Source organism: Moorena bouillonii PNG (assembly GCF_001942495.1).
Lineage (GTDB): Bacteria > Cyanobacteriota > Cyanobacteriia > Cyanobacteriales > Coleofasciculaceae > Moorena > Moorena bouillonii.
This window is the reverse complement of sequence record NZ_MKZS01000001.1, coordinates 672457-685029: the sequence shown is the minus strand read 5'-3', so window position 1 is coordinate 685029 and position 12573 is coordinate 672457. Positions and strand designations below refer to the sequence as shown.

Genomic DNA, 12573 nt, shown 5'->3' with positions numbered 1-12573 from the left:
TTATCCGGTTTATGCCCAACGAATCGCACCTACTCCTATTCATTCAAAGACTGACGCAACGCCGGTTGAACGCGATTGCGTGGCCGAAAAGCCAAGGTTGAGACGATAACCTGTAACCTGTAACCTTCAAGCTGTAACCTTCAAGCTGTAACCTTCAACCTGTAACCTTCAACCTGTAACCTTCAAGCTGTAACCTTCAAGCTGTAACCTTCAACCTGTAACCTGTAACCTAATAACCTGTAACCTGTAACTTGTAACCGCCTCACCTGTTCCGCCCTATGGGAGTGTCAACTTTTGCCCAAGATATTTAATCGGTGTTGTGACTATGGTAAAATTTCGGAGGTACGTAGCAAAAGTATTCGCAAGGATTTCCAGGCATGTCAACAGCCGCCCCACAAGTTACAGACTCCAGCTTTCAGGCAGAGGTACTTGAGAGCGACATCCCAGTATTGGTAGATTTTTGGGCACCTTGGTGCGGTCCCTGTCGGATGGTGTCTCCGGTTGTGGATGAGATAGCACAGCAGTACGAAGGTCAGGTGAAAGTCGTTAAGCTGAACACCGACGAAAATCCTAAGGTGGCAGGTGATTATGGTATCCGCAGTATACCAACCTTGATGATTTTCAAGGGAGGCCAACGAGTAGATATGGTGGTGGGTGCAGTCCCCAAAACTACCTTGGCTAATACTCTAGAAAAGCACCTCTAATGGCAAAAGGCTTGTAGGCAAAAGGGGACATGTAAAAGATTGCTTCCAACCTCCTCAGATCCTCAGCTATTCGTCACCAATCTTAAATTGACCAACGGACATCTGCAACTTCTGGGCAACCTCGACAGTTGTTCGTAGGGATTGAGAGACTTCGCCAGAAGAATGAGAGGTTTGTCGGGAGGTGGCAGCAATTTCCTGTATTAAGTCAGTAACGTCCCGAGATGTTTTGGCTTGGGAAACTGTGGCGTTAGAAATAGATTGGACTAACTGGTCAATCTCATGGGAGACGGCAACAATTTCTTCTAGGCTCTGTTTAGCCTTGAAAACCATTTGGGTTCCATCAACCACTTGTTTTTTTCCGTCTTCCATGGCTTTGACCACCTCTTGGGTTTCCTGCTGAATGGTGTCAATCACCTGTTCAATGTCTTTGATGGCATTGGCTGACTGGGTTGCTAGTCTACCCACTTGTTCCGCAACCACTCGGAACCCTTCTCCCTCTTCTCCCGCACGGCTCGCTTCAATCCCAGCATTGACTGACAGTAAATTAGTCTGTACGGCTATTTCCTGTACCAACCCGACTACTTTAGCAATCTCCTTAGAGGATTCCCCTAGCAGCTTTACTTTGTTTGCTGTGTTGACTACAGTCTCTCGCAAATTTACAATAGTCACAACCGTGCTATCCATAGCTTGCCCACTAGTAAGGGCAGCGTTGGAGGCGATGTGAGAAACCTCTGCTGCTTGGCGGGCATTATTTGAGACGGCTTCAATCGAGTACATCATCTGCTCAATAGAGCTTAGTGTGTGGGTAATCTTATCTGACTGAGCCATTGCTTGCTGGGCGAATTTACCCACTGCCTGTTGATCAGCAGCAACAGCAGTATTAACTTGGGTCGAGGCAAGTTTGACCTGGATTACAATTTGCCGCAAACTTTCAATCAGCGCATTGAAGAAGTCTGCCACTGTACCAATTTCCCCCTCACCCACTTCTGCCCGGACTGTGAGGTCTCCCTTGGCAGCATTTTCCACATTATACAAGAGTTCCAATACTTGGTGCTGGAGTTCTTCTTTTTGCTGACGTTGCTCAATAGCATTTAACTCCGCCGCCCGGCGTGCTTGTTCGATTTGGTCAGAGGTTGATGCTGCTTTCTTTAGCGCTAAGTCCGCGTCTACTCGTGCTTGTTGTAACTGTTCAAACAGATCAGCTTGCTTGAGGGCAAAGCCAATCTGAATGGCCAATTGCTTTAATAAATCCGCCTCTTCTGGCTGCCAGTCCCGTGGCTCAGAACACTGGTGAGCACATAATAAACCGATCAGTTCCTCCTCATGCAAAATAGGCGCAACTATGTTGGCTTTGACCTGTAGCCGTTCGAGAATCTCACAGTGGCAGCCCGTTAAGCTAGCTTCATAGACGTTATGGCAAACCCAGACTCGCCCACTTTTGAAGCGATCCACAGACCCCTCCCGCAATGGATCATTTATAATTTTCCCCATGGCTTGAATCCAACCCGGTGCTACGGATTCCGCCATGATTGTTCCACTATCCCATCCTTCATTAAAGCTATAGATCACCACCCGGTCGGTTTGCAAGATGCTGCGAACTCCATCTACTGACGTACTGAGGATATTTTCTGATGTCACAGATTTATAAAGAAGGCTGGTAAACTCAGCCAATAACTGGGAGCGCTCCGCTATGGCTTGCTGGAGAAAAGCCTGTTGAGCGAGAGCTTCTTCCTTAGATACGATGTTGTCAGCAAGTTTATTGAAGGTATCTGCCAGTTGACCAAGTTCATCAGTAGCTATGACCTCAGCACGGGTTTCGCGATCGCCTGCGGCAAATTTATGGGTAGTCTGCTGTAGCATTTTAATCGGTTCAGCAATTGACCGCCCCAGCAGAATTGCCAAAAATACATCTGTTGCTAATGCCAAGAACACAACGGACCCTTGTAGCAGTAGGCTACCTGTAAGAAAAGCATTCAGGTCAGATTCGCTAGTCCCCCGCACTAATACTGCCACCGGTTCTCCCTGAGAATCCATTAGAGCTTTTGCTGCCATGGTGTAGGTTTGGTTTCCTACCTTCTGACGGTCGGTAACTAACTCGTCTACTTTACCAACATTAACGACTTTCTCAAGTAGGGATGGATTAGGTAAGGGAATATCAGATTGGGCTTGCTCCCAATTGGCAGCTTTACCTTGGTCTAAGGCTGTTACTAAGGTAAATTCTCCCGAAGGCTGATGCAAATAAACAGCACTGTAGCCTCCGTTAAAGGTTTTCAGGGTTTCCTTGACAATGGGTTCCTTGCCATTAACAATATCCCCAGAAATCAAAGCACCAATCACCTCGTCAGTTTTTGGGTCTATTACTGGTGTGACCGTGTAACGAATTAGGGCACCTTGCTTTACAGTTTCTTGGTTCGCCAACCCCTCAGGTAAAGGGGGTGATTCTTTTTTCAATTCTTGCCAGCTTACAATTTGATTGGCTGTAATTTGCTTAGATTGCTTGAGGACTTGACTAACCAGGTTATTGGGATCAAACCTTTCTCCTTTCCGGTCAGCATTAGCATTAACAATAATTCGTAAATCTTTGTCCACCAGAGTGGCATATTCAATCTGGTGAGCCTTAACTTCATTCTGGAGAATTTGCTTAACTTGTCCCTCTAGTGATTTGGACAATAACTTATTTCTACTATGGGCAAGAGCAGCTTCAATAATAGCAGTATTTTCCGATTGACCACGGAAACCAAACCCCATTTGGTTGATTTTAATGTTGTAGTTGATTTCTGTAACAGCCAATTCTGACTGAGCTTGTCCACGTAATTGAGCTCTTCCTCCAAATATAATTAATATTGCTCCTACACCCATCAGTGCAGCCACAGAGATTACTTCGGAGGAAAACAAACCAACAATTTGCTTACTCCTAACTGGTAAGTTATAAAACCATTGTAGGCGTGATTTTTTGCTTTTTTGAGAGGAAGAAATTCTGAGGGTAGTCGTTGGCTTGATTACCGGGCGCAATTGTATACCTGTCATTATTGAGTAACTATTCAACTAGAATAATATAGATTTTTTTTAATATATTAAAATATAATATAGCCGATATTATATTAATCATTAATCAGGTACAGACAATTATTTTCCCCCTGTTCCCTAAAATCCAAAACTTGTGTACTTTACCTATTTTTTTGAATATTTTTGGCTCTTCCGTACTTGTTATGCTAAATTAACACTTTCTTGATGCAGTCGCTCATGGGGGAAACCACGGCAGTCGCTCATGGTTAGAAGTTACCGTAAGACAGTTGAGCCTTAATCAATAAGTTTTACCCCTTTTCTGCATAGCCGACCAACCATAAAGGCTCAACTGTCTAAGGTTTCGTCTCCGGGGGANTAAAATATAATATAGCCGATATTATATTAATCATTAATCAGGTACAGACAATTATTTTCCCCCTGTTCCCTAAAATCCAAAACTTGTGTACTTTACCTATTTTTTTGAATATTTTTGGCTCTTCCGTACTTGTTATGCTAAATTAACACTTTCTTGATGCAGTCGCTCATGGGGGAAACCACGGCAGTCGCTCATGGTTAGAAGTTACCGTAAGACAGTTGAGCCTTAATCAATAAGTTTTACCCCTTTTCTGCATAGCCGACCAACCATAAAGGCTCAACTGTCTAAGGTTTCGTCTCCGGGGGGAACCCCCAAGACCGCGCTGCCTCCCCAAGACCGCGCTGCATCGCTTGGCAAAGGGAGCAGGGAGCAGGGAGTAGGGAGCAGTGGAAAGAGGCAGTATTTAGAAATTATTGTTAATTAAATAGCATCATTTACCTACCTTGTAGAGTAAGCTTTCTGATTTTTTTTACTTGAAATGAGCGCATAGCAGGTACTGAAGAACCATATTTTTTAAATGCTAGCATTATTATGACAGGAGTGTTTTATCTGTCATTTCTATATAAAAAAAACAATAATAATAGCAAGCCAGCTATTAGAATAACCGAAATAACTTACTATGAAGTAAATCTATTTTTAGGTATTAATTTTTTTGATTTATTTTTTTGATTTTTTTTAATATATAAACTCTTTAAAAGATTAGGGTATAATTAGTATTACTACTCCTAGGACTCAACTGATGAATCAAACCACAGCCAACTTAACAATGTCCACTAGCTGCTGTTTAGAAAAAGGTTTGGTGAGATAGGCATCAGCGCCTTGTTTCATACCCCAGAGACGGTCGATGTCCTGATTTTTAGAAGAACAAATAACAATGGGAATGCTAGTGGTATCCCGATGGTTCTTCAGGCTGCGGCACAACTCGAAGCCACTCATTCCTGGCATAACTATATCTAGAACTATAACATCAGGTTTTTCCGTTACTGCCTTATCCAAAGCATCTTTAGCATCGGCAATACAAATAACTGTGTTACCACTGTCCCGTAGGTATCTAGCCATTAACTCTAACTGAGCCAGGTTATCTTCCACAATCAAAACTTTACTCATAGTTCAATTAATTGGTTGGTGTTTAACACTATAATATAATCATGAACTTGTTGAATGTTGACTATTGGTTTACTATTGAATGTTGACTTTCCAATAGGGTCAACTCAACAAAAAACGTTCAATTCAATAAACTTTTCATTGACCTAGTAAAAACTAAAACTTTAATAAAACTTTAATAAAACTTTAATAATTAATACGGATAATTAGAACGGTTCGAGCTTACTGCTATGGACTTAATCCAAAGACAGTAGTAGAGTTAGTTGACTGGTGCATACATAATAAAATAACCCCAAGACTAACGGATTAGTGTTAGCTACCGTCAACTGAGGAATTGCTGAAAATTTATACATATGCACTTGACAAGCTAAAGAAGCGCTATAGAAATGCACGAAATTCGCGCTCTTTAAATTAAAACATATGTCTTAGTTAAATATATCCAAAAAATTTTAGCTTGTCCACGGAGCTGATAAGATACAATACCACGGGAATGACTAAAATGCTCATGACTGGTATATCTGCTACATCAACTCCACGGGACATCCACCGACAGCAATTTCCGGCATTAGCCCACAAAGCCTATTTCAATTTTGGGGGCCAAGGGACTCTGCCTCTGGTATCTCTAAATGCTATCCAACAAGCCTATGAGTATCTGCAGCGCTATGGCCCATTCTCGGGTAAAGTCAATGACTGGGTTACCGAGGAATCCCACAAAACTAGAAGTGCGATCGCATCAGAGTTGGGGACATCAGCAGAAACGATCACAATAACAGAAAATGTTACTGTTGGCTGCAATATTGCGATGTGGGGGATTGATTGGCAACCGGGTGATCACATCCTGATGAGTGATTGTGAACACCAAGGCATTATCGCTACTGCCCAGGAAATTTCCCGTCGCTATCAGGTAGAGGTATCTACTTGTCCAATTATGGCAACTCTAAATCAGGGAGACCCCACTAAAACTATTGAGCAATACTTACGACCTCAGACGCGATTAGTGGTATTGAGTCATTTACTGTGGAATACCGGTCAAGTATTGCCACTCAAGGATATTACTCAAGTCTGTCACAACTACGATCAGAGTAGCCAATTGGTGAGGGTTCTAGTGGATGCAGCTCAGTCAGTAGGTTCTTTGCCCTTAAATCTAACCGAACTGGAGGCAGATTTCTATGCCTTTACCGGTCACAAGTGGTGGTGTGGCCCAGCAGGAGTTGGAGGTCTCTATGTCAGTCCAGATGCCTTGGGCAGCCTCAATCCGACATTTATTGGTTGGCGAGGAATTATTCTGGATAAAGCTGGGAAACCTGTGGATTGGGAACCAGATGGAAAAAGATTTGAAGTGGCTACCTCGGCTTATCCCCTGTATGGAGGATTACGTAGTGCGATCGCAATTCATCAGCAATGGGGAACTGCTGAGGAACGTTATCAGCAAATTTGTCAATTGAGTGAATACCTATGGCAAGGCTTATCCAAGTTGGAAGCAGTCAGGTGTTTGGCTACTTCACCTCCCAAAGCTGGTCTGGTGTCCTTTGTGTTGACTAATGGCAAGCGCCACAACACCTTAGTAGAGTTTCTGGAGCAGCAAGGCTTTTTGCTACGAACTCTCCGGGACCCAGACTGTGTCCGTGCCTGTGTTCACTACTTCACCCAGCCGGATGAAATTGATAGGTTGATTGAGGCCATTGATGGGTTTAGTTCTGAAAATTAATCAGAAAAGCTTAAATCAAAGCTTAAGTCAAAGTTTAAGTAAAGATGCACCCCATTAGATAGTCATGGCCTACGATTCACACACATTTCATACTTTCTATAATGAAGGGCTAGTGTTTGCGATCGCATTTGCAGTTAGGTTTGTTTTGTATGAGTTGATGTTTTTTTTCGTTGACGATTGACGGTTAAGGGTTGACGGTTAACTGTCAACCCTTAATATCATCTCAGGATAATTAGCCTTAATAAAAATCTCCCCCATCTCCCCACACCTCCCACCCTCTAACTCAATCCGCGCCGAGGCTCCATACTTTTATTATGGGTATTAAACCGGACTTGATATTACACTCCTACTTACTTCCTCTGGCCTATCCCGGAGCAAATCCATAATTTCCTCAGTGTAGTGATGGAATTCGGGATGACGCTTAATTTTGTAAGTGCGCTCACCCTGTAACTCAATCCGCAATTCCCGTTGGATTGTACCAGGTCGTGCTGTCAGCACATAAATCCTTTGAGACAAAAACACTGCCTCTTCTACATCATGGGTAATCATTAATATGGTGCAACCCGTCCGCTGCCAAACCTGGAGTAGAAACTGTTGCATGGTTTCCTTAGTTTGTACATCCAGTGCACCAAAGGGTTCATCCATCAGCAGGATTTTAGGATGACAGGCTAGCGCTCTTGCGATCGCAACCCGTTGTTTCATGCCCCCAGATAATTCTTTCGGATAGGACTTAGCAAATCCAGACAGCCCAACCACATCTAAATAATAACCAGCCTGTTCTCGGCGTTGTTGCTTTGGGACACCTTGCAGCTTTAAGCCAAATTCCACATTATGGATCACATTCATCCAAGGGTATAGGGTATATCGTTGGAAAACCATGCCTCGCTCTGAACTAGGTCCAGTCACCGTCAAACCATCAACCGTAATTTCTCCAGCTGTAGGCATATCTAAACCAGCTATCAGACGCAACAGCGTAGACTTACCCGAACCAGATGCACCCACAGCACAGACCAATTCCCCCGTCTCAACATGCATATTAATATCCTTTAGGGCAACGATAGTACCTTGTTTCGTGGGAAATTGTTTGTAAAGGTGAGCAATTTCTAAGTGCATGGTTTTTTATTATTACTGATATTGGTAATTCGGTATTGGGTCAGGGTAAGCGGAAGAAAATTTATAGGTTCGATATGCTAGAGTTTAAGGGAATGGAGGCTTCTAAAACCTTAAGCATATACCTTGTATCCATGCTGGCTCGTTTAGCTTTTTGACGAGTACTACCTTTATAGCTTGTTTCAAGGGTTGAGTAGATTGATGCTAAGCGCGCTTGAGTAAAGCCATATTCTGTGGAGCATGCATGGAGCTTATACAGTCTACTTTCTAGCTTTCTTGTCACCCCCCCAGCCGAGAGAGAGAAAGTAATACTATGTTTGGTTGTAAGTAAGACTCTTTAAAGATGCTTTTTAGTAAGACATAGTAAGACAAACAGCAAGAGAACGCCCACTCGCAAAAGTTTAGCGTTCTCTCTTTTTGATGCCCTTACTCAAAAAGCATACAACGAATATGGTCTTCAGGGATTTAGCCGATTCGCGATAACCCAGTTTTTAAATAAGCTCAATTAGGTATCGAATCGGCGGCGTTTCCGAGGCGCGGCTTGGTTATTCGTAATCTTGCTTCTTATCCAAATCAAAAGCGGTGCGGAAACGCAAATCCCTGAAGACTCACCCAGCCGAAAGAGCAAAAAAATATTCTTTAGGTGATCTTCTGTACCTAAGATCATCCAGATATTGGAAACCAGTTTTCAAGCAAGTTTCAACTGATTTATTTTTGTTCCCAACTTTGCCTTACTGCTACTAAATCCCACAACACATCAAATCCTTGACCGATATTTTTTTAATTTTGATGCTGGAAAACCCATTCCGTAATATATGGGATAACATTACTAGAAGTGATCGCCATAATTTTAACCGCGATACAATTGAGCTTCTCTTTCTTCAGACCGCACGCTCTGTCTAGTAATTTTACTTCCTCCAGTTATATTGGAGACGAGAATAAATGCGACCAATCCCACCAAAGGACTAATCAGAGTGGGGAAACCATCGAAATCAGCAGTAAAAATACTGTTAGGAATATATAACAGTGTATTATCGATACCGAAAGTAGTAGGCATCAATACAAATAGTATCAGCCGCGTCAGCGAACCCAGAATAATACAGGATAGGGCACCCTGCCAAGTTGCTTTAGACCAGTAAATTCCACCCGCTAGGGGTATTACCAACCCTGCAAATCCCAGATCGAAAGCTAGCAGTAGTAGAACTCCAGTTTGAGGAACTTTTAAAGCAAAAATCACTCCTAAAGTGGTAATTACAAAAGCCATGACGCGGGTAATCATTAACAGCCTGTCTCCTGCTGCGTTGTGGTCGTCATGGCGGATACCAATAATATTATGAGCAATTACGGAAGAAGTACCCAAAATTGCACCATCAGCGGTAGAAAGAGACGCGGAAAGAATGGCGACGATGACTAATAATCCCAGCAGGGGAGGTACTATACCATCGAGGAGAGCATAAAGGAGCGGTCCATCGGGGGTAATCCCGGCCGAGGCGAGAATTTGAGGTGCAGACAGAGCAATCAACGAAAACGGAATGCCGATAATTAAAGTTCCCACACAACCTATTAGACAAGCCCTTTGGGCAGTTTCGGGACTGTCAGCGGCAAAGATTCTTGCCATAAAATCGATCGCCACAATATCCCCCAATCCCAACGCTAACAGAGTCGCCCAATTAATTGCCGCGCCAGCAGCAGGATCGGTTAGTTGTGCCAAAGCCAAAGGACCAGTATCAGCAGCAATATTTAAGCCAAAGTTGCCAGCAATGAACAAAAGTAAACCTAAAGAACCGACAAAAGCAATTCCTACTTGAATGGCATCGGTATAGGCAACGGCAAACAACCCACCGCTAGCAGTATAGATAAAGACGACAATCGCTAGCAGCATTATCCCAGCCGTATAACTGGTGCCTAAAAAGGCTTCAAACATATATCCTCCTGCTACCAAGTTACCAGCTAGCAGAAAGGAAAAACTCAACACCATCAGGAATGATGCTACTACTTCAGTTTGGCGGTTATATTTAACTCGATAGAAATCTGGCAGGGTAATTAAACCCATGCGGTTCATTGGTTTGGCAAAAAATAGTGCGGTTAAAAATAAACACAGTGCTAACCCAATGGGTAAAGATGCACCAGCCCAGAAACCAAATTTCCCTACCAAATCTGTATTGCCCAAAGTGGCGTTAGAGTCTACCGACTGCGCCATCAAAGTTGCTGCCGCTAGGGGTAAGACTAGCCCTCTTCCAGCAACCAAATAGTTTTCACTATCTCCTTTTACTTGTTTTGCTGCCCACATTCCAATTCCCAGGGTGGCAAACAAAAATACTAAAATTCCCCAGAAAAGAAGTTTTTGTTCCATAATTACTCCCGGTCAATGTTTGACCGTATAACATGTAGTGAGTAGGTAGGGGTCAATCAGGGTAAACGCATCTAATTTTTTAAATCCTATATATAGTGTTTATAAAATTAAACAAACACTATATGTGGAAAACCAACCAATTGTCAATAAGCACAATAAAACCTGGTTTATTGAGAACTACCCCCACTTTATTGACAAGATGCGTTTACCCTGAGGGGTCAATAAACCGAGCGATACAAAGAAATATACCACGGTAAACGCATAGAAAATTGTATATAGCAACTCTAAATGATTCGTGAAATATATTGGCCAAAGCGTTCGCTATAACCCTTGCCCAGCAACGATTCCAGATTTTGCTGATTTTACAAATGATTTATAGCGTTTCTAGGACTCATGAGGTACACATAATTGTTTGACTATTGGCTCTTGCCTCTTCTGTCTTACCTGCTCCCTGCTCCGAACGCGCCCCGCGTGGCCCACGGCCTCAGTCCCTGCTCCCTAAAACCCAGATATTTGTACCTCACAAGTCGTAGAATTGCTATAGGATTGCTATAGAACCTATCCCACTATTGTCCGAAAACTTGATAGAGTGAAAATCAAGTAATCAGAAAAACTTGAACAGATAAATGCCAGGAAGATTTGAAGGATTAAGCAGGGTAAGCGCAACAATCAATAAGCTGTGGCTTATTGAGAAAAAACTTAGCTTATTATCAACAAATTAACTCTATTGCGAGTACAGTTCGACGAGATTATAGGGGTTTCAAACCACGATCAACCGATATCCAACCAATGCACATTATGAGCCATTTTTTCTTGCGCTTACCCTGAGGTGGGAATGAATGCTGCACCTCCAATTAGTGGTTTACAGATTAATCCGGCACTGCTTTCAAGTAACCGTTTTTTCTGGACAGAAAATTGTCCAAGTCTTTTTTAGCTGATGTCTGTCTATCCTTGTTGTGAACAGAGCAAGAATTAGGATAAAGATACTAAAAAATGTAGTTAAAGATCCCAAATTCATCTAAAACTATTTGCTCGGAAGTTCCCTGATCCAAAGTTCAACACTTCTGCATCCCACCTTGAGTGATAAAGATGCTAAAAACTGTAGTTAAAGATCCCAAATTCATCTAAAACTAGTTCATCCGAAGTTCCCTGATCTAAAGTTAAATACTTCTGCGTCCCACCTTGAGTGGTAAGGAATCCAATCAATCATTATATAGAGTGGAAATATCAGAATTTCTAGGAATTTTTGGGTTATTTTTGTAACGCTTCCCTTGTGCCCTCACTTGCACCCTCACCCTATAAGTTCATAGGTCTGGTGTGGGGAATTATAGTTTGGGTAAAATGCAATCAGCCAGGTCTAACTAAGGGGAATCACCATGCTAAAGTATGACCCATTACAATATCTTCCTACTTCCGAGGAGTTACCCTCTTCTGATAACACCCCTGTGGATAACGAACTGCAAGATTTAATTCCCCACTTGCTCAAAGGGATCTTATCCTTAATCTGGCAACAGCGCTATGACTGGTTTTTTGGAATTGATATGGGCTACTATTACCACCCTAACCAGAGCGCCATAGTTCCTGACGCTTTCTTAAGTTTAGGAGTAGACCGGCGGAAAATTCGTCCCAAGGGTCGTCAAGGACGTTTAAGTTATGTGCTTTGGGAAGAAAACAACACCGTGCCAATTCTAGCCATCGAAAATGTCTCTCAAACCTACAATGGCGAGTACGACCAGAAAAAATTAGACTATGCCGAATTAGGATTCTTATATTATGTAATTTATGATGGCGACAGTTATTATCCACGCAAAGGGGAGCCCTTTGAGGTTCATCGCTTGGTAGATGGGGTGTATGTGCGTCAAAGCGGGAATCCAGTGTGGATGCCAGAAATTGGGTTAGGAATTGGTACAGAATTAGGAACTTATCAGGATTGGAGTCGGGAATGGCTTTATTGGTATGACCTTAACGGGAAACGGTATCCCTCCCCAGAGGAAAGAACTGAACAGGCTGAGCTGGAAGCATCTCAAGAACGTCAACGGGCTATTCAAGCTGAACTGGAAGCATCTCAAGAACGTCAACGGGCTATTCAAGCTGAGCAACGGGCTGCGGAAGCTGAACAGAACCTTGATGCTTTGAAAGCTCAACTAAAACAGCTGGGGATTAATCCTGAAGATTTTATGAATCGTTAGGTGGAACAAGCAACTAGTCATAC

At 42.8% G+C, this 12573-nt stretch carries 7 protein-coding genes; 3 read left to right on the top strand and 4 right to left on the bottom strand.

Annotated features, from left to right (window positions below; translation table 11 throughout):
• The first annotated feature begins 377 nt into the window (after window positions 1-377).
• A complete protein-coding gene (trxA, locus tag BJP37_RS02850) occupies window positions 378-704 on the top strand; it encodes a thioredoxin (RefSeq protein ID WP_075896319.1) in 327 nt (108 codons plus the stop codon).
• Between the two features lie 66 nt (window positions 705-770).
• Here the strand turns inward: trxA and BJP37_RS02845 are convergent, their stop codons facing one another.
• Both BJP37_RS02845 and BJP37_RS02840 read right to left on the bottom strand, forming a co-directional pair.
• Window positions 771-3731, bottom strand: a complete 2961-nt coding sequence (locus BJP37_RS02845) for a methyl-accepting chemotaxis protein (RefSeq protein WP_075896317.1) — start codon at window positions 3729-3731, stop codon at window positions 771-773.
• A 1099-nt stretch (window positions 3732-4830) separates the two neighbouring features.
• The gene (locus tag BJP37_RS02840) at window positions 4831-5193 is read right to left on the bottom strand and encodes a response regulator transcription factor (RefSeq protein ID WP_070391006.1); all 363 of its coding nucleotides are present in this window, start codon (window positions 5191-5193) and stop codon (window positions 4831-4833) included.
• A gap of 502 nt (window positions 5194-5695) precedes the next feature.
• Between BJP37_RS02840 and BJP37_RS02835 the strand changes: the two genes are divergently transcribed.
• Window positions 5696-6898, top strand: coding sequence for an aminotransferase class V-fold PLP-dependent enzyme (locus BJP37_RS02835; RefSeq protein ID WP_075905701.1), 1203 nt, complete (start codon window positions 5696-5698; stop codon window positions 6896-6898).
• A 321-nt stretch (window positions 6899-7219) separates the two neighbouring features.
• On the opposite strand, the gene BJP37_RS02830 is transcribed toward BJP37_RS02835, so the two are convergent.
• Window positions 7220-8011, bottom strand: coding sequence for an ABC transporter ATP-binding protein (locus BJP37_RS02830; RefSeq protein WP_075896315.1), 792 nt, complete (start codon window positions 8009-8011; stop codon window positions 7220-7222).
• A gap of 847 nt (window positions 8012-8858) precedes the next feature.
• Window positions 8859-10361 (bottom strand): high affinity choline transporter 1, encoded by a 1503-nt coding sequence (locus tag BJP37_RS02825; protein ID WP_075896313.1) that lies wholly within the window; start codon window positions 10359-10361, stop codon window positions 8859-8861.
• A gap of 1376 nt (window positions 10362-11737) precedes the next feature.
• Between BJP37_RS02825 and BJP37_RS02820 the strand changes: the two genes are divergently transcribed.
• Window positions 11738-12550 (top strand): Uma2 family endonuclease, encoded by an 813-nt coding sequence (locus tag BJP37_RS02820; RefSeq protein ID WP_075896311.1) that lies wholly within the window; start codon window positions 11738-11740, stop codon window positions 12548-12550.
• Window positions 12551-12573 lie beyond the last annotated feature (23 nt).

Coding starts and splice junctions, on each gene's coding strand:
- trxA (WP_075896319.1), top strand. CDS start 378: ATGTCAACAGCCGCCCCACAAGTTACAGACTCCAGCTTTCAGGCAGAG.
- BJP37_RS02845 (WP_075896317.1), bottom strand. CDS start 3,731: ATGACAGGTATACAATTGCGCCCGGTAATCAAGCCAACGACTACCCTC.
- BJP37_RS02840 (WP_070391006.1), bottom strand. CDS start 5,193: ATGAGTAAAGTTTTGATTGTGGAAGATAACCTGGCTCAGTTAGAGTTA.
- BJP37_RS02835 (WP_075905701.1), top strand. CDS start 5,696: ATGACTGGTATATCTGCTACATCAACTCCACGGGACATCCACCGACAG.
- BJP37_RS02830 (WP_075896315.1), bottom strand. CDS start 8,011: ATGCACTTAGAAATTGCTCACCTTTACAAACAATTTCCCACGAAACAA.
- BJP37_RS02825 (WP_075896313.1), bottom strand. CDS start 10,361: ATGGAACAAAAACTTCTTTTCTGGGGAATTTTAGTATTTTTGTTTGCC.
- BJP37_RS02820 (WP_075896311.1), top strand. CDS start 11,738: ATGCTAAAGTATGACCCATTACAATATCTTCCTACTTCCGAGGAGTTA.